Source organism: Mycolicibacterium sp. HS_4_1, assembly GCF_054515875.1.
The window spans coordinates 4,523,316-4,544,734 of record NZ_CM137261.1 but is presented as its reverse complement, the minus strand read 5'-3'; the positions used below and the strand labels follow the sequence as shown (position 1 = coordinate 4,544,734).

Sequence of the window (21,419 nt, the reverse complement as noted above, 5' to 3'; positions counted from 1 at the left end):
TTCCCGCGCGTCAGATCACATGGGGCGCAATGAGAGTGGTGGCGCCGAGCACGACCACGCCGACGAGGAACGCGACGACGGTGAAACCCATCACCTGACGGACGTTCAGCTTCGCGATCGCCAGCAACGGCAGCAGCCAGAACGGCTGGATCATGTTCGCGACACCCTCGCCGACCGCGACCGCCATGGAGATCAGTCCCAGATATGCCGGCGAATGCTGGCCGATCGCCAGCGCCGAGTCGACCGCGACGGGACCCTGCACCGCCCAGTGCCCGCCACCGGACGGGACGAACAGGCTGATGATCAACGAGCCGACGAAGGTCAGGAACGGCAGCGTGTGCTCCGTCGCGCCGTTGACGACAGCCTCGGCCAGTAGCGTCTGCAGCGGCTTGTCGGCCTTCGTCGCCTGATAACCGAGCAGGCCGACCAGGCCGCCGTACAGCGGATACTGCAGCAGCAGCGGGCCGGATACCTTGGCGGCGCCGGTGAACGCTCGGATGAATCGGATCGGCGTGCCATGTAGTAGCGCACTGGTGACCGTGAACAGCATGATCATCGAAGAAATGTTCAGCGCAAAACCACTGAGCACGAAGTAGGCCATGCCTGCCGCGAACACGAGGATGTTGAGGATCCAGAGGTTCTCCAGCCACTCGGCGAAGGTCTTCCCTCCTTCGGTAGCCGAAGGAGGGGCAGTCTCGTCCTCGAAGACCGCGGGGTCGGGCGCGAGGCTCTGGGTCGGTGCCATGCGCCAGACCGCGAGCGCGAGCAGAGCCAGCACCGCGATCACCGATAGCCAGCTGTAGGGCTGGAAGATGGTCTGGCTCAACGGAACAGTGATGCCGGTCAGTTTGTGTATCACGTTGATCGGGCTGCTGCTGTCGGTGTTCGCCAGCGCGATGGACGACGACAACCCCTGTGTCCAGACGATGAAACCCATGAAAGCAGCCGCGATCAGATAGCCGAAATGCGCGTCGGTGAAACGCTTCGCGACCTGCCTCGCCACCAGCGCACCGGCGACCAGGCCGAGTCCCCAGTTCAACAGCGACAGAACGGCGCTGACGCCGAAACACAGAAGTGCACCCTGGACTTGGTTGTTCGGCTTACTCGCGATGCGGACGATGGCCCGCTTGAGGACAGGCGCTTCCGCCAGCGTGTAGCCCGTCACGAGGATCAGCACCATCTGGAAGGCGAACGTGAAGATGTTCTGCGATCCCCACACGCCGCTGTACCAAGCTTTGAGCATGCCGGCGGGCGTGGCGCCGTGCACCAGAAGGGCAACCATCGCGGCGACGAGGACCGTCAGGATGACGGCGAACAGGTAAGGGTCCGGCATCAGGCGTTCGACGTAGCGGACACACAGTGCGGTGAGGGACTGCATGATGCCACGGCGTTCGGGCTCGGTTTCCGTGTTCGTGCCCTTCGGATGTTCGCTCGTTGCCACGTGCTCCACCTTCACAGTCTCTGGTTACGGCACTCATCATGGCGGGTGAGTGGCGTCAGGGTGATGTCTTTGCGCAAGGGCTACGTGCGTCCGGGATCCTTCGGTCATCGCGTGAAGCGGCCCTGCCCGAATGGGTAGTTCGTACCCGCCCGGGCGGGTCCGGTACTCGGGCCGATCGGGGCATGTGGCGGCACATGGTTGTCAATAGTGTTGTGCGATACGAGCTTCGCACCCCTCATCCCGGAACAGTTCTCACGAAATGGAGTGAATCAATGACACAGACACTGGCTACCGACACCGTGGCAGGGCACACCGACACCATGCGGGCTGCCGTCGTCGCCGACTTCGGCATGCCGCTGCAGGTGCAAGACATGCAATTGCCGACACCAGGCTTTGGCGAAGCCCTGGTCAAGCTCGAGACGTCCGGTGTCTGTCACACGGATTTGCATGCTGCACACGGTGATTGGCCGGTGAAGCCACAGCCGCCGTTTGTGCCGGGGCACGAAGGCTATGGCACGGTCGTAGCGCTTGGCGAGGGCGTCGTCGACCTGGCGGTCGGAGACAAAGTCGGCAACGCCTGGTTGTGGTCGGCGTGTGGCCGCTGCGAATACTGCCGGACGGGGTGGGAGACCTTGTGCGAAAGTCAGCGCAACGGTGGATATTCCGTGAACGGAAGCTTCGGCACGTACATGCTGGTCAACGCTGACTATGCCGCGCGGATCCCCGATGGCGCCGACCCGCTGGAGATCGCGCCGATCCTGTGCGCCGGTGTCACCGTCTACAAGGGTCTGAAGGTCACCGACACCCGGCCCGGCCAGTGGGTGGCGATCTCAGGTATCGGCGGGCTGGGCCACATCGCGGTTCAGTATGCCCGTGCGATGGGGCTGCGTGTTGTCGCGATCGATGTCGATGACGCCAAACTCGCACTCGCCACCAAACTCGGCGCCGAGGTCGCCGTCAACGCCCGTACCGCTGACGTTGTCGAATCAGTACAGCAGGCCACCGGCGGAGTGCACGGTGTCCTGGTCACGGCCGTGCACCCGCAGGCGTTCGGTCAGGCCATCGGCCTGGCCCGTCGTGGTGGCACGATCGTGTTCAACGGACTTCCCCCGGGCGACTTCCCGGCACCGATCTTCGACATCGTCCTCAAGGGACTCACCATCCGCGGGTCGATCGTCGGAACCCGGCAAGACATGGCCGAAGCGCTGGACTTCTACGCCCGCGGGCTGATCAAACCAACCGTCTCCAGCGCGCGTCTCGATGACATCAATGATGTGTTCGAGCGTATGGAGCGCGGACAGATCGACGGCCGTATCGTCATCGACTACCGAAATTCATAGCAGCGCAGGGCGTTCTAGGCCGACGATGCCGGTAGCGGCAGCGCCGGCCTAGATCAGACCTCGCTTGCTGGCCGCGTATACGGCTTCGGCCCGCCGGCTGACCTCGAGTTTGCGCATGATGTTGCTGACGTGAAACTTGGCGGTGGTCGCCGAGATGAACAGCTGCTCACCGATCTTGTGATTCGACAGCCCTGCCGCAAGCAGTCGCAACACCTCGATCTCTCGGTCGGTGAGCTTGTCGCGTTGCTCGCCGCGTCCGCTGAGCGAGCGCACCACGGCGGCTGCGCTGCGTGAGTCGAACGCGCTCTGCCCGGCGGAGATGGCACGGATCGCCCGCACCAGTTCCGTGGTGTCGACGTCCTTGACCACGTATCCGCGTGCTCCGGCATGCACTGCACGTACCACCAGGTCCTCATCGAGAAATGTGGTGAGCACGAGCAAACCGACGTCAGGGTGGGCGCCGGAAAGCTTGGCGCACAAAGACAATCCTTCGAAGTCCGAACCCGCCGAGAGTTTGAGATCGACCAGCACCACGTCGGGTAGCGTCGCCGCGACCACGGCCACCGCTTCCGGTTCGCTGGACGCCTCGCCAACCACGACGAGATCGTCCTCGCGTTCCAGTAAGGAACGCAGCCCTTGGCGGAGGATGGCGTGGTCGTCCACCAGCGCCAGCCGGATGGTCCCGGTCCTGGTGTCAACGGTCATGAAACGACTCCTTCGCCTGAAGCTTCTTCTGGTGCCTGCGGGATTGTCGCGACGACCCGCACGCCGCCGATGCGAGACCGGCCGACGGTGAAGGTGCCACCGTATTCGCGACACCGTGCCAGCATGTTCGCCAATCCTCGGTGGTGTCCGTCGAGGTCGGCGACATCGGCCAGCCGAAGCATCAGCCGGAGTTTGTCCGGGTCGCCGATGCCGTCGTCGGACACCGACAGGGCGACCGCTCCGGAGCGGTAGCTCAACCGCACGATGGCTCGGGTGGCGCGACCGTGCATGGCAGTGTTGAACAGCGCCTCGCCGGCGATCCGAAGCAGGCTCCGTTCGACGGCGCTGGGCAGCTCGGCGACCACGCCGTCGACCCGCAGCGTCACCCGCAGATCTTTTGGCATGTGTACCGTGGCGAGCTGTTCGAGCAGCTCGGGGAGGCTGGATCGGTCAGCGTCGGAGGAATGGTTGAGTGCGTAGATGGCCGACCGGAGCTGGTCGATCGCCGATCGGGTCAACGTTTTGGCCGTATTCAGCCGTTCGACCAGACCTGCTGGGCCGGAACGTGATTCGACCTCGCTGCGGCACACCTCGATCTGCATGCCCGCCGACAGGACGGTTTGCGTGACGCTGTCGTGCAGTTCCCTGGCAATCCGGTGCCGCTCGGAGTCCAGTACCTGGTGGCGTTGTGCCGCACCGAGTTCGCGCTGGGTGGCCAGCAGCTGCGCGTTGCGTGCCTCGGACTGAGCGAGCAGGGTTTGCGAACGCTGAAACAGTTCACAGTTCTGTAGCGCCACCGCGGTCTGGCTGGCCAGGATTCGCATCACCGCTTCGTCGATACCGTCGAGCAGGCGGTGTGGTGGCGTCCAGGCCGCGAATGCCCCGACGACGCCGCCGTCGAGTTCGATCGGGACGTGTGAATGGTGGCTTTCGATCACTGGTATCCGGAACTGGGCAAGCCGACCGCGAAGGACGTCGTTGAGCCGGTTCAGGACCGCGTCCGGAAGGTGCGGTACCGGATGTTTGGTGCCCGAAAGCCCTTCGAAGGAGTACGCGTGCCCGTCGGCGTCGAGGATGAGGTGACGCGGTCGTGCCTCCGGCAAGGCGCCGTCGGCCAGCGCCAACAGCACCCATTCGGCACCGAGATGCGTGCGGGCCGCCTCCGCAACGGCCCGCACGAGATTCTCGGGCCCGTTGACGGTCTGCACCAGAGCTCGGGAGATGGCGTCGAGAGCTGCGACCACCCGTTCGGTGCGTTGCGCGGCCACCCGGAATTCCGGATAGAACGTGCCTTTGCCGGATCGCACTCCCGTGAGTTGGTCCAGATCCGGCGCAGCCGCTCGTTGCGGCGCCACCGGATTGCCGGGCAGGGCGGTCACAACGCCGCCCGGAACAGGGCGCGCAGCTGCGTATCGTCGATGGGTCGGGGGTTGGTGGTCAGGCACGCATCCTGAAGTGCGTTGTGGGCCAACACGGGAACGTCGGCGTCACGCACTCCCAACTCGGCGAGCCCGCGCGGCACGCCGACCTGCCTGGCCAGCTCTTGGAGTCGATCGGCAAGTGCCAGTGCGGATTCCAGTTCCGGAGCGCGTTTGTCGGCGATTCCGAGGCAGGTGGCGATGGTGGCGAAGGGCGCCGGATCGGCCTCGGCGTTGAACCGCACCACGTGGGGCAGCAGCACGCCGTTGATGACGCCATGTGGCAGGTCCAGGAGCCCACCGACCTGATGGCTCATGGCGTGCGCGGCCCCCAGGATGGCATTGGTGAAGGCGAGACCCGCTTCCAGCGCGGCTTGGGCCATCAGTACCCGGGCCGGCATGTCCTGCGGCCACTCGATCGTCGTGACCAGGTTTTCGGTGACCATCACGACCGACCGCAGGGCATGGTGGTCGGTCAGCTGGTTGTGTCCCAAAGATACGAACGCCTCGATGCCGTGCGTCAGCGCGTCCAGACCCGTTGCCGCATTGAGCCATTCGGGCATGGTGGTGAGGAGGCGGGGGTCGATCACGGTGATGTCGGGGACCAGGGCCCGGCCCAGGATCGTGATCTTGGTGTTGTGCGTCGTATCGGTGACGATGCAGAACTGGGAGACGTCGGCGCCGGTGCCCGATGTGGACGGCAACACCACCAAGGGCGGGATGGGCGCGGTCGCCTTGTCGACTCCGGCGTAGTCGAGGATGTGGCCGCCGTTGGCCGCGAGGATCGCAATACCTTTGGCCGCGTCGATCACCGACCCGCCGCCCAGCGCGATGAGTACGTCGCAACCATGCGACCGATAGAACTCGTGGCCGGCGGCGACCTCGTGGTCTTTGGGGTTCGGAGTCAGAGCGCTCCAGACGTGCGCTTCGACGCACTGGGCACGTAGATGTCCGACCAGCTCGGCTGCCCAACCGGCCTCGATCAGGCCGGGGTCGGTGACCAGCATCGGCCGCAGTCCGCCCAGACGGACCGCCGCGTGCGCTGCTTCTGCCATCGAGTCGATGCCGAAGACGATCTCAGGGGCATGGAACTTCAACAGCCGGGTCGGCAGGGCCGTCGCCGCCGTCGTCGCCGCGATCTGAGCGGGCGCCGTCACATCGAGTCTCACAGACCCATTCCTCATCCTGTGATCCAGGTAATACACCTAGCCTACGGCGTGCCGCCGTCTGGGCCAATGTGCGCGTGGGTAGGGTCACTACCTACCCGATCGGGTAGGTAGCCATACATGGTCGGCAATGCCGCGGCGCCTCGCGCTACGAGCTGGGCAACTTCGGGCCGATGCAGACCCGGCTCACCTCGGCGACTACGTCGCTACAGTCCTCAACGGGATTTCGGTGCAGGCTCGCGACGGGGTGCAGATCGCTGTCGGTCGTCGAGCCCCGCGCTCGGTGTGCTGCCGGAGTAAAGAGACGGAATAGGCCGCCTGCTGTCCGCGTTCCCTAGTGCCGTGACCACATTTGCCGTTGGGGCCGCGTCGATCACCCAATTGACAGAGCTGGACGTGTGGCCAATTGCGCCGCGCCTGTGGTACCCGCTCATCAGCGACGACCAGCAGGCGTTCGCCCGGGAAACGTATGCGCCGGTGGCCGTCTCGGCCGACGGTACCGAGCTGATCTTCTCCATCCACAACTACATCGTCGAACTCGACGGCACCGTAATCGTCATCGACACCTGCTCGGGTAACCATAAGAACCGACCCTTGTTTCCGGACCTGCACATGCTCGACACCGACTATCTGATTCGTCTCGAACAGGCCGGATACGAGCCCGGGGACGTCGACATCGTGGTGAATACCCACCTGCATGCCGACCACTGCGGGTGGAACACCTGCCTGAGCGACGGCGTGTGGTCGCCCACGTTCCCGAATGCCACATACCTGTTCCGTTCAACTGAACTCGATTACCTTGCGGACCAATGGAAATCGTCTCCCGTGGAACGCTGGGCCGAAGACGGGGGATGGGTGTACCACGACAGCGTGCTACCGGTCCTGGAGCGCGAACAGTACAAGATCATCGAAGCCGGTCATGAGATCTGCGTCAGCGGCTCGACGCGCGTAACCGCCATCGACGCCGGTGGCCACACGCCGGGACATCTCGCGATCGAGATCAGCGCACCGGAGAACTCCGTACTGGTCGTCGGCGACACACTCCATCACCCGATGCAGGCGCAGTTTCCCGACCTACCCTTCTTCGCCGACGCTGACCCTGTGCAAGCGATCGTGACTCGCCGTGCGCTGCTCGGCCGGTGCGCCGACGAGGGCCTCAAGGTCCTGACCGCTCATTTTCCGGTCCACGCTCCACTGGGTGTCCGCCGAAACCGCGACGGCTTTGTGTGGGAGAACTTCCCAGTGGAGACATAGACGCTTCACGTAATACTCAGAGCAAACACCCAAGCGGTGCATTCGGCCGTCGGCGCCAGAGGCGGACCAGGGCTCGCCGACGCCGCGAAATTCAGATGACTCGTCCTGCGGCTTCGTGATATCCGTTGGGGCATGACTGATTTGACGCTGCATGCTGTCAGCGATGGCGATGACTACGATGCGTTCGCAGCCTCGTCGTACGAGGTGTTCTTGCAGGATCCGCGGCGGGACGAGATCGACCTCGCCCGCGCCTTTACCGAGTACGACCGCATGTTCGGCTTCCACGACGGCACCCGTTGGGTTGCCACCGCCGGAGCTTTCAGCAAGCACGTCGCGCTGCCCGGAGGTGGCATCACCCCAGTAGCGGCCGTCACTGCTGTCACGGTGTCACCCAGCCATCGACGCCGCGGCCTGCTCACGGCGATGATGCGTCACCAACTCGACGACATCCGAGCACGCGGTACCGAGGCGCTCGCCATGCTGTACGCATCGGAGGGCGCTATTTATGGGCGCTTCGGCTACGGGATGGCGGTGCCGATTGCGGAGCTCTCCGGCCAGGTCCGGGAACTGGGCTTCCGCCGGGAGGTCCAGTTCGGTGACGGTTCGGTGACTCACGTCGACGCCGAGGCGTTACTGGCGAGTGCCCCGGAGATTCATCAGCGAGCCATGGTGCAGCGGCCCGGCTTGATGGAGCGTCCGGGTCCCTGGTGGGACCATTGGATCCACGACAGCGAGGAACGGCGCAAGGAAGCCAGCAAGATTCGCTTCCTCCTGCATCGCGAGGCCGACGGTACCGCCGGCGGATTCGCCATCTACCGGCCCAAGAACAACTGGACGGATCGTGGCCAGCCCAACGGTGGACTGCAGATTCAGGAAGTGCTGGCTACCAATCACTATGCGTACGCCAGCATTTGGCGCTATCTCCTCGATATGGATCTGGTCAGGACGGTCGAGTACGACGGTGCCGCCGTCGATGAGCCGCTGCTCAGCTTGGTGGCCGACCGGCGTGCCCTGGCGTGCCAAGTCAGAGACGGCATCTACGTACGGCTCGTCGACGTGCGTCGTGCACTGACGTTGCGCAGCTACGCTGCCCCGGTCGACGTGGTGCTGGATGTCACCGACGAGTTCTGCCCGTGGAACAGCTGCCGGTGGCGTCTATCTGGCGGACCCGACGGAGCTGAATGCGAAACTTCCACGGCACCAGCCGATATCGCTATCTCGGCGCGGGATCTGGGCGCCATCTACCTGGGCGGTGTGAACCTGCAGGCGCTGGCGAACGCGGGTCTCCTCGAAGAGATGACCCCGGGTTCGGTGCACCGGACTGCAGTGGCGTTCAGCTGGCCCGTCGCACCGGGCGTGCCTGACGACTTCTAGGGACAGCGTCCCGACCCTCGGTTGATACCACGCGCCCGGCTGAAATAAAAGAGGCCAAAGCGCATAGCCCCGACTCCGGCCGCTCCGCTACCTTTTTTGAGGAAACTTCGCAGGGCGCCGTGGCGTGGAGGTGGATGTCCCAGTGGTGAAACTGTATTCAACTGCGTGGACCGACGATCTGGATGGCTCACTCGCTGCCACGACACTCGAGTTTTCCTTCGACGGGATCACGTATGCGATCGATCTGTCCGAGGCGAACGCGATGCGGATGCGGGACTGCTTGGAGCCGTATATGCGGGCGGCCAGCAAGGCGAGCCGTCGGTCCGAGCGTAAGACCTGGCCTGTCGAACAGTCGCCGGCCGACAAGGCGCAATCACCCCACCAGCGAGCACGTGAGTGGCTGCGGATGAACGGCCATGAGGTCGGTAGTCGCGGGCGCCTCCCGCAAGAATTGCTGCAGAGGTATGAGTTGGCTCAGGGTGGGGCCGAACAATGCCTGGTCGGCGACCTGAGATGAATTCGATCCGCTAGGCGCTGAGCTTGGGTGTCAAATTCATTGCGGGGTTGTTGGTTCCGGATGAATAGCGGTCCACGGCGGCGAGCGCTCGCCGAAGAACATCGATCTCGTCGGCCGCGACCTGCGTGACGAAGTGGACCAACGCTGCATGCCGGTCGCTCTGATCGGCAGCTTGCCCGAGCGCGTCGACCATGAGGCCGGCGACCAGCTGATCGCGGCTGTGCGATGCGACGTAGCGGTGCGCACGAGCCTCGCGCAGTTGCCGGACCACGCCCTTGCCGGCAAGTCTGCGCAGGACTGTCATGACGGTGGTGTACGCGAGTTTGCGCTCCGCGCAGATGGCTCGGTGGACCTCGCGAACGGTCTGTGGGCCATCCGCGTCCCAGAGGTGATCCATCACCTCGCGTTCCAGATTGCCCAGGTGCCTCAGCGTGGCCATCTTCTGTCCCTCTCCGACGTCCTCGGAGATCTAGTCGGATGGGGGTCGCCCGAGTTCCCGCCGATTCCGCACTCTTGGCGTTCGAACAAAATTTCGAATATTCTGAGGTGGTGGGTTGGTACAACGGTCCGCCGAGCTGGGCGGAGATGCAGCGGGTGCTCGAGGGTAAACCTCGGGTTGCCGGCGCTTTTCCGGAGTCACCGGCCGACGGTGGCGACAGCCCGGCGTGGTCGCGCAAACGTGGTGACTATCAACCGGTGAACCGTCCGGCCCGGCCGGGAACGTCGGTGCCATATGCCGAGCTACATGCCCATTCCGCGTACAGCTTTCTCGACGGCGCCAGCACGCCGGAGGAATTGGTGGAGGAGGCCGTCCGGCTGGATCTGCGGGCCATCGCACTGACCGACCACGACGGGCTCTACGGCGTCGTGCGGTTCGCCGAGGCTGCCAAAGAACTCGACATGGCAACGGTTTTCGGTGCGGAACTCTCGCTCAGTAACACCCCGCGCACCGAGCTGCCGGACCCGCCCGGTCCGCATCTGCTGGTCCTGGCCCGCGGGCCCGAAGGGTACCGGCGGCTGTCCCGGGAGCTGGCCCGGGCGCATCTGGCCGGCGGCGAGAAGGGCGTGCTCAGTTATGACCTGAATACCCTCACCGAGGCCGCTGGCGGGCACTGGCAGATCCTCACCGGCTGTCGTAAAGGACATGTGCGCCGGGCCTTGTCTGCGGGTGGCGCGGACGCTGCGGACAAGGCGCTGGCCGACCTGGTGGACAGGTTCGGAGCGGACCGGGTGACCATTGAACTGACCCGCCACGGACACCCATTCGACGACGAACGCAATGCGACGCTGGCGGGCCTGGCGCCGCGGTTCGGCCTCGATGTGGTCGCCACCACCGCCGCACATTTCGCTGCGCCATCGCGGGGGAAGCTGGCGATGGCAATGGGGGCCATCCGCGCCCGCAATTCGATGGATGAGGCCGAAGGCTGGCTGGCTCCGCTGGGTGGGTCGCACCTGCGGTCCGGGCGGGAGATGGCCCGGCTGTTCGCCCACCACCCGGGGGTGGTCACGAAGGCCGCCGAGCTGGGGGAGCAGTGCGCATTCGAATTGCGTTTGATCGCACCGAAATTGCCACCGTTCGACGTGCCGGAAGGACATACCGAGATCAGTTGGCTGCGCGAGCTGGTGGCGGACGGGGCGGCCCGTCGCTACGGCTGGAAGCCGGACGCGGACAGGGAGAAGGCGTACCGCCAGATCGAGCACGAGCTGAAAATCATTGAGCAGCTGGAGTTCCCGGGCTACTTCCTGGTGGTGCACAGCATCACCGAGTTCTGTCGAAACAGTGACATCCTGTGCCAGGGCCGGGGGTCGGCCGCCAACTCGGCGGTCTGCTACGCGCTGGGTATCACGAACGTCGACCCGGTGGCCAACGAGCTGCTGTTCGAGCGGTTCCTGTCCCCGGCGCGCGACGGTCCGCCGGACATCGACATCGACATCGAATCGGACTTGCGCGAGAAGGTCATCCAGTTCGTCTACGAGAAGTATGGCCGGGACTACGCGGCGCAGGTGGCCAACGTCATCACCTACCGCGGCCGTAGCGCGGTGCGGGACATGGCCCGGGCCCTGGGTTTTTCGCAGGGACAGCAGGATGCCTGGAGCAAGCAGATCAGCCGGTGGAACGGACTGGCCGACTCTCCCGACGTCGAGGAGATTCCCGAGGCAGTGATCGACTTGGCGCTGCAGATCAGAAATCTGCCGCGGCACATGGGAATTCACTCTGGTGGCATGGTGATCTGCGACCGGCCGATCGCCGATGTGTGCCCGGTGGAGTGGGCGCGGATGGAGAACCGCAGTGTGCTGCAGTGGGATAAGGACGACTGTGCGGCAATCGGTTTGGTCAAGTTCGACCTGCTGGGGCTGGGCATGCTCTCGGCTCTGCATTACATGATCGACCTGGCCAGGGAACACATGGGCCTCGAGGTGGATCTGGCCAAGCTCGACCTCACCGAGCCCGCGGTGTACGAGATGCTGCAGCGCGCCGATTCGGTGGGGGTGTTCCAGGTCGAGTCCCGGGCTCAGATGGCCACGCTGCCGCGGCTGAAACCAAAGAGGTTCTACGACCTGGTGGTCGAGGTGGCGCTGATCCGCCCCGGTCCGATACAGGGTGGCTCGGTGCACCCGTATATCCGGCGGCACAACGGATTGGAAAAGCCGGACTGCGAACACGAGTCGATGAAGCCCGCGCTGGACCGGACGCTCGGGGTGCCACTGTTCCAGGAACAGCTCATGCAGCTGGCCGTCGACTGCGCCGGTTTCACTCCGGCCGAGGCCGACCAGCTGCGCCGGGCCATGGGGTCCAAACGGTCAACCGAACGGATGCGGCAACTGCGCGGACGATTCTTCGACGGTATGCGGGAACTGCACGGCATCACCGGCCCGACCGCCGAACGGATCTACGAAAAGCTTGAAGCCTTCGCCAATTTCGGTTTCCCGGAGAGCCATGCGTTGAGCTTCGCGGCGCTGGTGTTCTCCTCGTCGTGGTTCAAGCTGCACCACCCCGCGGTGTTCTGTGCGGCATTGCTGCGGGCCCAGCCGATGGGCTTCTATTCGCCGCAGTCGCTGGTGGCCGACGCGCGACGGCACGGGGTGCTGGTGCACGGACCGGACGTGAACGCCAGCCTGGCGTATGCGACGTGCGAGAACCGCGGAACCGAGGTGCGGCTGGGGTTGGGGACGGTCCGGCATATCGGAGATGAGCTGGCACAGCGCATCGTCGACGAGCGAGAAGCGGGCGGGCCGTTTACTTCTCTGCTCGACCTGACCGGGCGGGTGCAACTGTCGGTGCCGCAGGCCGAGGCGTTGGCGACCGCGGGCGCGCTGGGTGGTTTCGGCATCACCAGGCGGGAGGGGCTGTGGGCGGCCGGTGCGGCGGCTGCGGAACGCCCCGACCGGTTGCCTGGTGTCGGGTCGGCCGGGGGTATTCCGGCGCTGCCCGGCATGACGGAATTGGAACTGGCGGCTGCCGACGTGTGGGCCACGGGCATTTCGCCGGACAGTTACCCGACTCAGTTCCTGCGGGAGGACCTCGACGCACTGGATGTGGTGCCTGCCAACCGGCTGCTGGAGGTGCCCGACGGCACCCGCATCGTGGTGGCCGGCGCGGTGACGCACCGGCAGCGTCCCGCCACCGCGCAGGGGGTGACGTTCATCAACCTGGAGGACGAGACCGGCATGGTCAATGTGTTGTGCGCACCGGGTGTGTGGTCCAGACATCGTAAATTGGCGCAGACCGCACCGGCGCTGCTGGTGCGCGGCATCGTGCAGAACGCCAGCGGGGCGGTCACCGTGATCGCGGACCGGATGGGCCGGCTGGAGCTGCGGGTGGCGGCCAAATCCCGGGACTTCCGGTGAGGCGGGGCGTCTGATGCCTGTGTCGTGTCGAGATTGACGAAATGGTTGCTCTTGAGGCGCATCGGCGACCATTTCGTCGATCTCGGTGGCACAGCGCCAGCCGAATCACTCTGATGACTGTCCCAGGACCAGACGAAGTGGGTAAATTTGCCAATCTCATTGACATAATGCCCGATTTGTAAAAAGCTGGATCTATGGCAGCCGCACGCTGTCGCGTAGTGTTACCGAGACCGCCGGTACCGCAAAATTGCCGCGCATCCTCGACCGAACCAGGAGAGAGCCAGTATGCCCGCACCGTCAGCGCAGGTTTTCGATCGTCTCCGTCAACTGGCCGCCATCGAAGACCTCGATGCTCGACCGACCCGCACCATCGACGAGGTGTTCACCGGGAAAGCGCTGACCACCATCCCGATCGCGACCGCCGAGGATGCCGAGAAGGCCTTCGCCAAAGCCCGTGCCGCCCAGCGTGATTGGGTCAAGCGGCCGGTTGCTGAGCGGGCCGCGGTGATCGCGCGCTACCGCGACCTGGTGCTCGAGAACCGCGAATTCCTGATGGACCTGCTGCAGGCCGAGGCCGGCAAGGCGCGGTGGGCGGCCCAGGAAGAGATCATCGACCTGTTCGCCAATGCGGACTACTATGCCAAGGTCGCGGCCAAGCTGCTCAAGCCTCGCCGGGCCGCGCCGCTGCTGCCGGGGCTGAACCGGACCACCGTCGCCTACCAGCCCAAGGGCGTCGTCGGCGTCATCTCGCCGTGGAACTATCCGATGACTCTGACCGCGTCCGATGCTGTGCCCGCCCTGCTCGCGGGTAACGCGGTGGTGCTCAAGCCGGACAGTCAGACCCCCTACTGCGCGCTGGCCTGCGCCGAGTTGCTCTACCGCGCCGGCCTGCCGCGCGCCCTGTACGCAGTGGTGCCCGGGCCGGGCTCGGTGGTCGGCACCGCGATCGCCGACAACTGCGACTACCTGATGTTCACCGGCTCCTCGGCCACCGGCAGCCACCTCGCCGAGCGCGCCGGCCGTCGCCTCATCGGGTTCTCCGCCGAACTCGGTGGCAAGAACGCCATGATCGTCGCTCGCGGCGCCAACCTCGACAAGGTGGCCAAGGCCGCCACTCGGGCCTGCTTCTCCAACGCCGGTCAGCTGTGCATCTCGATCGAGCGCATCTACGTTGAGCGCGACATCGCCGATGAGTTCACCCGCAAGTTCGGTGACCAGGTACGCAAGATGCAGCTCGGCACCGCCTACGACTTCAGTGTCGACATGGGCAGCCTCATCTCCGAAGGCCAGCTCAAGACGGTCTCCGGCCACGTCGACGACGCGAAGGTCAAGGGCGCCAAGGTGATTGCCGGTGGCAACGCCCGCCCCGACATCGGTCCGCTGTTCTATGAGCCGACCGTGCTCACCGACGTCACCTCCGACATGGAATGCGCCAACAACGAGACCTTCGGTCCGCTGGTGTCGATCTACCCAGTCGCCGACGTCGACGAGGCCATCGCCAAGGCTAATGACACCGAGTACGGGCTCAACGCCAGTGTGTGGGCCGCCTCCATCGAGGAGGGCGAGCAGATCGCCTCCCGCCTGCGGTCCGGCACGGTCAACGTCGACGAGGGCTACGCCCTGGCCTGGGGGAGCCTCGGCGCACCCATGGGTGGCATGGGAATTTCGGGTGTCGGGCGCCGGCACGGCGCCGAAGGCCTGCTGAAATACACCGAATCCCAGACCATTTCGACGTCCAAGGTGCTCAACCTGGACCCGCCGTTCGGTCTGTCGAAGTCGCTGTGGCAGAAGTCGCTGGTGCCGATCGTGCGTGCGGTGACCAAGCTGCCTCGGCACTAGGCGCGCAACAACGTCGGCGCGGTCGCGACGCGTTGTGGTATCACTGTGTCGATTATTGACGCACGTGTCGGGGAGGCGCTGTGGACGATTCGGGGGCCGTCTCGGATGCGACGCGTGAGCAGATCCTTGCCGCTGCATTGGATGAGGTGGCCCAGTGGGGCATCGAGCGCTTCAGCGTGGAAAGCCTTTTGGCCCGAAGCGGTATCGATCGAACGGCCATTGCGGCACATTGGCCCGACGATGAAGAGCTGCTACTTGACGTGCTGCTCGATTGGCCGGGACGTACGGTAGGGCCACCCGATACCGGGTCTCTCGCCGGCGATCTGACGATCCTGGTGATGGCCATGGCCGCGTACCTCAATTCGGAGTCGGGGCGCCGGATTCAGGGCGCGCTGGTGATTCCGAATCGCTCGGGGATGCGGATCGACATCCGCCAGAAGGTATGGCAACGCCGGGCGTCGACGATGCAAGACGTATTCGCTCGGGCCGTCGCCCGTAACGAAATGCGCGCCGAACTTGATTCGCGGATAGTCCTGCAGATGTTGATGGCGCCCATCAACATGCGGTTGCTGCTCACTCACGAGCCGGTGGACGAGCAGTTTTGCCGAACCCTGGTCGGCATGGTGTGCCGCGCCGTCGCGCCTGGAGACTGAAAATCGTTGCGCCATAAGCTGTTCGGTGATCATCGCCGCCGGCCCGGCCGCGGTGCGAATCGCTGGATTTCTGATGGCGGTACTGTGCGGCTATGACGCTGAACCTCACCGCTGACGAAGTGCTGACCTCCACCCGCTCGGTGCGCAAACGACTCGACTTCGAGAAGCCCGTGCCGCGCGAGGTGATCATGGAGTGCCTGGATCTGGCGCTGCAGGCGCCGACCGGCTCCAACAGCCAGGGTTGGCAGTTCGTCTTCGTCGAGGACGAGGCCAAGAAGAAGGCGCTGGCCGAAATCTACCGGACCAACGCCACCCCGTATCTGGCGATGGAGGCTCCGCAGCGCGGCGATATGCGCGACGACCGGGCCGGCGCGGTGAAGAGTTCGGCGGAGTACCTCAACGAGAACTTCGAGATGGCCCCCGTGCTGATGATCCCGTGCCTCGAGGGGCGGCCTGATGGCGCCGAAGCCGGCATGCAGGCCTCGTATTGGGGCTCGCTGCTGCCGGCCGTCTGGAGCTTCATGCTCGCACTGCGCTCGCGCGGTCTCGGTTCGGCATGGACGACACTGCACCTGCTGGGCGACGGAGAGCGGCAGGCCGCCGAGCTCCTGGGCATTCCGTTCGAGCGATACACGCAGGGCGGACTGTTCCCAATCGCCTACACCAAGGGCACCGATTTCAAGAAGGCCCAGCGGCTGCCGGCCGACCAGCTCGCGCACTGGGACTCCTGGTGAGTTTCACCCGTCGAACTATGGCTCAGCATGTGATTTCGACGAATTCCCGCCAAGAATCGTAGTTTCGGCGGCCTAGATGCCTTCGGCGAAGCCGAGCTGACGCCATGCCTCGTACACGGCGACAGCGGCGGCGTTGGACAGGTTCAGGGACCGCCGGCCCGGGATCATCGGGATCCGGACCTGCCGGGTGATGTGTGGGTCAGCGAGCGTCTCGGCGTCCAGGCCGGTGGGCTCGGGTCCGAACATCAAGACGTCGTCAGCGTGGTAGGTCACGTCGGCGAACGATGAATTGGCACGCGCGGTAAAGGCGAACACCCGCGCCGGCATGAGTGCGTGCCATGCGGTCGGCAGGTCGGGGTGGACCGTCACCGACGCCAGATCGTGGTAGTCCAGCCCGGCACGACGGAGTTTCGGCTCGGACAGGTCGAAGCCGAGCGGCTCGACCAGATGCAGCTCGGCGCCGGTGGCGGCGACCATCCGGATCGCGTTGCCGGTGTTCGGCGCGATCCGCGGTGAGTAGAACAGCACTTTCAGTGCCACCCAACGGCCTCCCTGCCCTGTACCTGCCGGCTCGATGCCGGTTTCACCGGGAGAGTCAACCAGCACGACCCGATACGGCAAATTCCGTGGGCGTCTCGTGCCGTCGAACATTGAACGCCGACCGACTCGGGGCTCGTGCCACTGAGGTAGGCACTCGATGATGCGCGCCTCGGCGTGATGTCGCATACCGGCAACGGACGCAAGTAGTCAGCGCGCCGCCGCTGGATCGGTGACCCCGCGGGGTAGCTGGTTCAGGTCGGCGTGCGGGCCCACCAGGCCGTCAAGTGCCGACATGCAGAGGTCGACGGCGGCATCGCGAGAGATTTGTTGTAGCCCAAGCCATTCCAGTGCGACCTCGCGGACCAGCGCGAGCCAGCCGGACAGCGCGATGGCCATCACGTCGCGGCCATTTGCGGTCAGGTACAGCGAGTCCACGATGCGGTCACGCAGGCCGTTGAGTTCCATGGTGATCGGGTCGCGCACCACCGGATCGGCCGCAATGGCGCTGCGGTTGGCAATCATGACCAAGGTCAAGTTTCGTTCGTAGAACGAGTAGTAGGTGACGAGCGCGGCGCGGACCTGGTCTCGCACCGCGGCGGTCGGGGTGAAACGCGACCCCGCGGACAGTTGCTCGTGGGCCCTGGTCCACAGCGCGGCGAACAGCTCCTTCTTGCTGGGAAAGTAGTGGTAGATGAGGGCCCGTGAGATCTCGGCCTGGGCCGCGATGTCCTCCATCGATACCTGTTCGAAAGGGGTGACCGAGAACGCCGCCATTCCGAGATCGAGGATCTGATCTCGGCGTTGGTCGGGGGTCAACCGACTCCGTGCCATTTAGGCACTGTAATTCACCTGTTGACCGTGGCTGTGCGGGGCCGATAGCCTTCTATTAGATAGAGTCTAATAGCGGTGGTGGGGCATGGTGACGAAGTGGTGGTTGAGAGTCTTCGGTGCCGCATGTATAGCGATCGGGATCGTGCACCTCGTGCTCGGGCCACCATCGATCATCGCAGGCGGCCTGGTCAACGCCACTATTGACAGTGAACTGCGGTTTTACGCGACGCTCTTCATCGGCTTCGGTGGGGGATTCGTCTGGGCCGCCGCCGACCTTGCCCGACGGTCGGCGCTGGTGCATGTGCTGAGCGGGCTGTTCCTGGCCGGCGGCCTGGCCAGGCTGCTTGCGATCTGGCAGACCGGGGTGCCGCATGCCTTCTATGTGCTGCTGATCGTTGTCGAGATCGCGGTCCCCGTACTCAACTGGGTGCTGCTCGAGCGCATTCGCTGAGCGGGCGCGTCGGGTAGGGCGCTTTACCACACAACTGTGCAACACATCGGTCACGAACGCTGTTCGTTCGATGTGAAGCATGGAAACGGCTGCTCATCGCTGTCATACTGCGACAGATTGCCAGGCGGATTCCCGCGCCCGAGTGGGCTGAAAAATCCGGCGGGGAACACCACTATGAACCATGCGCCTTTACTTGATTGCGGTCCCATGGCCGGCGGGAAAGCCGAGCCGCGATGACTGCTGCGCAACAGTTTTCGGCAGCTGATCAGGTCACCCGCGCGCCCGCGAAACGCCCGTCCCGCTTCGCACCGTCGAATTGGCCGGTCGCCTGGAAAGTTTTCGCCATCGCCTTTGTGCCATTGGTGCTGGCCGGAACGTTCGGGGGGATGCGGATCTATTCGGGCTGGACCGACGCGGCAGATTTGCGTCGCGCGGCCGACCGCGCCGAAATGGTGCCGGCCATCGAGAACTACATGGCGACCTTCGACGCGGCGCTGCTCGCGAGTTCCACCGGCGGCGACGCGCAACAGGCGCTGAGTGCCTATGACGAGAGCAAGCGACGTCTGCAGCACCGGCTGACGGACACCGACGTCGCGACCGACGTCGGTACCGGCATCAAGACCCTGCTCGATGGTGGTCAGGGGCTGCTCAACAAGGTGGCCTCCAACGGCGTCGGGTTGCGCGAGCGCGTCACCCTGTACGCGCCCATCCTGCTGACCGCCGAAGACACCATCACCGGCTCGGTGCGCATCGATGACGAGAAGATCCGCGCGCAGACGCAGGGTCTGAGCCGGGCCGTCGGCGCCCGCGGCCAGATGATGATGCAGCAGCTGCTGGTCACCCTCGGCGGCGAACTGCCGGACAACGAACTGCGCAGCTCGATGACCACCCTGGCCGGCACCGAGCCGTCGACGTTGTTCGGCATGAGCGAAGTGCTGGGCGTCGGTTCGCCCGAGGCGCAGAAGCTGGCCCAGGAAATGGTCAAGCGGATGTCGATGATGTCCGACCCGAACGTGCAGCTGGTCAACAATCCCGATCTGAGCCAGTCGATCCAGACCACCAGCGGCATCGCCGGAAAGCTGCTGGACAGCGTGTCCGCGTCCGTCGTCTCGGCGGTCAACGATCAGGCCACCGCGAAACGCACCGAAGCCATCCGCGACTCGGTGGTCGTCGGCGCCGTGATGGTGCTGGCCCTGCTTGTCGTGTTGTACATGGCCCGGACCCTGATCCGGCCGTTGCGCCGACTGCGCACCGGCGCCCTCAAGGTCGCTCACGAGGATCTGGTCCGTGAGCTCGACGAGGTCCGCTCCGGCGCCGATGTGACGGTGCGGCCGCTGCCGGTCCACAGCACCGAAGAGATCGGTCAGGTCGCGCACGCGGTCGACGAACTGCACGAACAGGCCGTACTGCTGGCGGGGGAGCAGGCGAGGCTGCAGCTGCAGGTCAGTGACATGTTCGAGACGCTGTCCCGGCGCAGTCGGTCGCTGATCGACCAGCAGCTGACGGTCATCGACCAGCTGGAGCGCGACGAACAGGATCCGCAGCGCCTGGCCAAGCTGTTCCGGCTGGACCACCTGGCTGCCCGGATGCGGCGCAACGGCGCCAACCTCCTGGTGCTGGCCGGCACCAATGTGCCGCACGAGCAGGGCGAACCGGTGCCGGTGACCGCGGTGATCAATGCCGCGGCGTCCGAGGTCGAGGACTACACCCGGGTGGCCATCCTCGCCGCCCCCGACACCGAGATCCACGGTTCGGTCGCCGGCGATCTGGTGCACATGATGGCCGAGCTGTTGGACAACGCGTTGCGGTATTCGCCGCCGAGCTCGCAGGTGCAGGTCTCCGCGGTGCATGCGCCCAACGGTGCACTGGTCATCGAGGTCAGCGACGGCGGCCTCGGCATGACCGACGCCGATCTGCGCATGGCCAACAGCCGACTGCGCTCGGGCGGCGAGGTCAACACGTATACCGCGCGGCATATGGGCCTGTTCGTGGTCGGCCGGCTGGCCACGCAGCACGGACTGGTCGTCCGGTTGCGCGACACCGTCGAGGGCAACCCGGATTCGGGTACGACCGCCGGCATCTATGTTCCGGTCGAACTGCTGGCGGGGCTGCCTGCCATCCCGGACTTCGGTACCTACTGGGACGGCTCGTCGACCGCGGAAACCGGAGTGGCGGACCTGCCGGGCCTCGGTCCCGACACCGGGGGATTCGCGACGTTCGGCGCCGCCGAACGGCCCGTCGTGTTGCCGCCGGCGCCGGCGGAACCGCCACTTGCGGCACCGCAGCAGCGCAACGGCTTCGGCGCCCCCGCCGAGGCCGGTGACCTCAGCGGCGTCAACCTGCCGCAGCGCAACCCGGGTGCGAGCGGTATCGCTGGGCGCACGGAGCCGCCCGTCGAGCGGCCGGCGCAGGCGCCGACCGACACGTCGTCGTTCTTCGCGGCCCGGGCGCAGCCGCAGCCGCCGCAGCCGTCGGCTCCTGAGCCGGCGCGGCCGGCGCCTGCTCCCGCGCTGCCCGTCCGCCCGGCTCCGACGCCCCAGCCGAGCACCACCGCCGGAAGTGAGGACGCCATCTACCAGAAGATGCTGTCGGAATGGCTGATCGACGACCCTACGCAGCTGGCGAACAGCACCGATCTCGATTGGCAGACGGTGTGGGACCAGGGGTGGTCGGCCGCGGCCGCAGCGCAGGACGCGCCGGTCGTCGAGCACACCGAAGCGGGCCTGCCGGTGCGTCAGCCCGGTGCCCGGCTCATCCCCGGTGCTCCTGAGGAGGACGTTCATGGCGAGCCGGAAACCGAAGGGTTGCCACTGCGCGACCCGGCCGCGGTGCGCGCGAGCATCGGCGGGCATTTCGGCGGCGTGCACGCCGGTCGCTCGCAGTCCCGTGACGCGGGAGGCCGGTGATGACGCGTACGACTCAGCGCGAATCGCTGGACTGGCTGGTCACGAAATTCGCCGACGAGGTATCCGGGGTGGCACACGCCATCCTCGTCTCGGCCGACGGTCTGCTGATGGCCGCGAGCTCGCGGATGCCGACCGAACGGGCCGACCAGCTCGCCGCCGTCGCCTCGGGGCTGGCCAGCCTGGCGGCGGGTGCCTCCCAGCTGTTCGACGGCGGCCATGTCCTGCAGTCCGTGGTCGAGATGGAGCACGGCTATCTGCTGCTGATGCGTGTCGGCGATGGCTCGAACCTCGCGACGCTGGCGACCCGCTCCTGCGACATCGGCCAGATCGGATACGAGATGGCGATTCTCGTCGAACGGGTGGGCACGGTCGTTCAATCCGCACGCAGGGTTCGGTAGCGA

Annotated in this window: 18 protein-coding genes; 11 read left to right on the top strand and 7 right to left on the bottom strand. The window is 65.6% G+C overall.

Going from position 1 to position 21,419, the window contains the following annotated elements:
* Positions 1-10 precede the first annotated feature (10 nt).
* Positions 11-1,378: a TIGR00366 family protein gene (locus ACX12F_RS21885; protein WP_459370458.1), complete on the bottom strand. Its 1,368-nt coding sequence runs from the start codon at positions 1,376-1,378 to the stop codon at positions 11-13.
* Between the two features lie 335 nt (positions 1,379-1,713).
* On the opposite strand from ACX12F_RS21885, the gene adhP reads away from it, so the two are divergent.
* Positions 1,714-2,781, top strand: a complete 1,068-nt coding sequence (gene adhP / locus ACX12F_RS21880; protein ID WP_459366432.1) for an alcohol dehydrogenase AdhP — start codon at positions 1,714-1,716, stop codon at positions 2,779-2,781.
* 48 nt (positions 2,782-2,829) lie between these two features.
* Here adhP and ACX12F_RS21875 read toward each other — a convergent pair whose 3' ends face one another.
* From ACX12F_RS21875 to ACX12F_RS21865, 3 genes are read right to left on the bottom strand one after another with little or no spacing between them, the layout of a single operon-like run.
* Positions 2,830-3,486: a MadR family response regulator transcription factor gene (locus tag ACX12F_RS21875; RefSeq protein WP_459366431.1), complete on the bottom strand. Its 657-nt coding sequence runs from the start codon at positions 3,484-3,486 to the stop codon at positions 2,830-2,832.
* Positions 3,483-4,865 (bottom strand): MadS family sensor histidine kinase, encoded by a 1,383-nt coding sequence (locus ACX12F_RS21870; RefSeq protein WP_459366430.1) that lies wholly within the window; start codon positions 4,863-4,865, stop codon positions 3,483-3,485. Before ACX12F_RS21870 ends, ACX12F_RS21875 begins: the two co-directional genes overlap by 4 nt.
* Positions 4,862-6,073, bottom strand: a complete 1,212-nt coding sequence (locus tag ACX12F_RS21865) for an iron-containing alcohol dehydrogenase (protein WP_459366429.1) — start codon at positions 6,071-6,073, stop codon at positions 4,862-4,864. Before ACX12F_RS21865 ends, ACX12F_RS21870 begins: the two co-directional genes overlap by 4 nt.
* A gap of 339 nt (positions 6,074-6,412) precedes the next feature.
* Here ACX12F_RS21865 and ACX12F_RS21860 point away from each other — a divergent pair, with 339 nt between their 5' ends.
* From ACX12F_RS21860 to ACX12F_RS21850, 3 genes are all read left to right on the top strand, one after another.
* Positions 6,413-7,324 carry an MBL fold metallo-hydrolase gene (locus ACX12F_RS21860; protein WP_459366428.1) on the top strand — a complete coding sequence of 304 codons (912 nt, stop codon included), beginning with the start codon at positions 6,413-6,415 and terminating at the stop codon, positions 7,322-7,324.
* 132 nt (positions 7,325-7,456) lie between these two features.
* Positions 7,457-8,698 (top strand): GNAT family N-acetyltransferase, encoded by a 1,242-nt coding sequence (locus ACX12F_RS21855; RefSeq protein ID WP_459366427.1) that lies wholly within the window; start codon positions 7,457-7,459, stop codon positions 8,696-8,698.
* A gap of 124 nt (positions 8,699-8,822) precedes the next feature.
* Complete coding sequence (locus tag ACX12F_RS21850; protein ID WP_459366426.1) at positions 8,823-9,215, top strand: histone-like nucleoid-structuring protein Lsr2; 393 nt, start codon at positions 8,823-8,825, stop codon at positions 9,213-9,215.
* A gap of 10 nt (positions 9,216-9,225) precedes the next feature.
* Here ACX12F_RS21850 and ACX12F_RS21845 read toward each other — a convergent pair whose 3' ends face one another.
* Positions 9,226-9,654 carry a BlaI/MecI/CopY family transcriptional regulator gene (locus ACX12F_RS21845; RefSeq protein ID WP_459366425.1) on the bottom strand — a complete coding sequence of 143 codons (429 nt, stop codon included), beginning with the start codon at positions 9,652-9,654 and terminating at the stop codon, positions 9,226-9,228.
* 110 nt (positions 9,655-9,764) lie between these two features.
* Here ACX12F_RS21845 and ACX12F_RS21840 point away from each other — a divergent pair, with 110 nt between their 5' ends.
* The 4 genes from ACX12F_RS21840 (at position 9,765) to ACX12F_RS21825 (ending at position 16,290) form a co-directional block, all read left to right on the top strand.
* Positions 9,765-13,064: an error-prone DNA polymerase gene (locus ACX12F_RS21840; RefSeq protein ID WP_459366424.1), complete on the top strand. Its 3,300-nt coding sequence runs from the start codon at positions 9,765-9,767 to the stop codon at positions 13,062-13,064.
* A gap of 285 nt (positions 13,065-13,349) precedes the next feature.
* The gene (locus tag ACX12F_RS21835) at positions 13,350-14,903 is read left to right on the top strand and encodes a succinic semialdehyde dehydrogenase (protein WP_459366423.1); all 1,554 of its coding nucleotides are present in this window, start codon (positions 13,350-13,352) and stop codon (positions 14,901-14,903) included.
* Between the two features lie 80 nt (positions 14,904-14,983).
* Complete coding sequence (locus ACX12F_RS21830) at positions 14,984-15,556, top strand: TetR-like C-terminal domain-containing protein (RefSeq protein WP_459366422.1); 573 nt, start codon at positions 14,984-14,986, stop codon at positions 15,554-15,556.
* Between the two features lie 92 nt (positions 15,557-15,648).
* The gene (locus ACX12F_RS21825) at positions 15,649-16,290 is read left to right on the top strand and encodes a nitroreductase family protein (RefSeq protein WP_459366421.1); all 642 of its coding nucleotides are present in this window, start codon (positions 15,649-15,651) and stop codon (positions 16,288-16,290) included.
* A 72-nt stretch (positions 16,291-16,362) separates the two neighbouring features.
* Here the strand turns inward: ACX12F_RS21825 and ACX12F_RS21820 are convergent, their stop codons facing one another.
* Positions 16,363-16,767 carry a tRNA (cytidine(34)-2'-O)-methyltransferase gene (locus ACX12F_RS21820; RefSeq protein ID WP_459370457.1) on the bottom strand — a complete coding sequence of 135 codons (405 nt, stop codon included), beginning with the start codon at positions 16,765-16,767 and terminating at the stop codon, positions 16,363-16,365.
* 270 nt (positions 16,768-17,037) lie between these two features.
* Complete coding sequence (locus tag ACX12F_RS21815) at positions 17,038-17,661, bottom strand: TetR/AcrR family transcriptional regulator (protein WP_459366420.1); 624 nt, start codon at positions 17,659-17,661, stop codon at positions 17,038-17,040.
* Between the two features lie 85 nt (positions 17,662-17,746).
* On the opposite strand from ACX12F_RS21815, the gene ACX12F_RS21810 reads away from it, so the two are divergent.
* The 3 genes from ACX12F_RS21810 to ACX12F_RS21800 all read left to right on the top strand — a co-directional run bounded on the left by ACX12F_RS21810 (position 17,747) and on the right by ACX12F_RS21800 (position 21,416).
* Complete coding sequence (locus ACX12F_RS21810; protein WP_459366419.1) at positions 17,747-18,112, top strand: DUF4345 domain-containing protein; 366 nt, start codon at positions 17,747-17,749, stop codon at positions 18,110-18,112.
* Positions 18,113-18,345: 233 nt separating this feature from the next.
* The gene (locus tag ACX12F_RS21805; RefSeq protein WP_459366418.1) at positions 18,346-21,018 is read left to right on the top strand and encodes a HAMP domain-containing sensor histidine kinase; all 2,673 of its coding nucleotides are present in this window, start codon (positions 18,346-18,348) and stop codon (positions 21,016-21,018) included.
* Positions 21,018-21,416: a roadblock/LC7 domain-containing protein gene (locus tag ACX12F_RS21800; protein WP_459366417.1), complete on the top strand. Its 399-nt coding sequence runs from the start codon at positions 21,018-21,020 to the stop codon at positions 21,414-21,416. Before ACX12F_RS21805 ends, ACX12F_RS21800 begins: the two co-directional genes overlap by 1 nt.
* Positions 21,417-21,419 lie beyond the last annotated feature (3 nt).

Excerpts from the sequence above, each read along its gene's own strand:
- ACX12F_RS21835 (WP_459366423.1), top strand. The coding sequence starts at position 13,350 with ATGCCCGCACCGTCAGCGCAGGTTTTCGATCGTCTCCGTCAACTGGCC.
- ACX12F_RS21810 (WP_459366419.1), top strand. The coding sequence starts at position 17,747 with ATGGTGACGAAGTGGTGGTTGAGAGTCTTCGGTGCCGCATGTATAGCG.
- ACX12F_RS21845 (WP_459366425.1), bottom strand. The coding sequence starts at position 9,654 with ATGGCCACGCTGAGGCACCTGGGCAATCTGGAACGCGAGGTGATGGAT.
- ACX12F_RS21800 (WP_459366417.1), top strand. The coding sequence starts at position 21,018 with ATGACGCGTACGACTCAGCGCGAATCGCTGGACTGGCTGGTCACGAAA.
- ACX12F_RS21825 (WP_459366421.1), top strand. The coding sequence starts at position 15,649 with ATGACGCTGAACCTCACCGCTGACGAAGTGCTGACCTCCACCCGCTCG.
- ACX12F_RS21875 (WP_459366431.1), bottom strand. The coding sequence starts at position 3,486 with ATGACCGTTGACACCAGGACCGGGACCATCCGGCTGGCGCTGGTGGAC.
- adhP (WP_459366432.1), top strand. The coding sequence starts at position 1,714 with ATGACACAGACACTGGCTACCGACACCGTGGCAGGGCACACCGACACC.
- ACX12F_RS21805 (WP_459366418.1), top strand. The coding sequence starts at position 18,346 with ATGACTGCTGCGCAACAGTTTTCGGCAGCTGATCAGGTCACCCGCGCG.
- ACX12F_RS21885 (WP_459370458.1), bottom strand. The coding sequence starts at position 1,378 with ATGCAGTCCCTCACCGCACTGTGTGTCCGCTACGTCGAACGCCTGATG.
- ACX12F_RS21815 (WP_459366420.1), bottom strand. The coding sequence starts at position 17,661 with ATGGCACGGAGTCGGTTGACCCCCGACCAACGCCGAGATCAGATCCTC.
- ACX12F_RS21855 (WP_459366427.1), top strand. The coding sequence starts at position 7,457 with ATGACTGATTTGACGCTGCATGCTGTCAGCGATGGCGATGACTACGAT.
- ACX12F_RS21820 (WP_459370457.1), bottom strand. The coding sequence starts at position 16,767 with ATGGTCGCCGCCACCGGCGCCGAGCTGCATCTGGTCGAGCCGCTCGGC.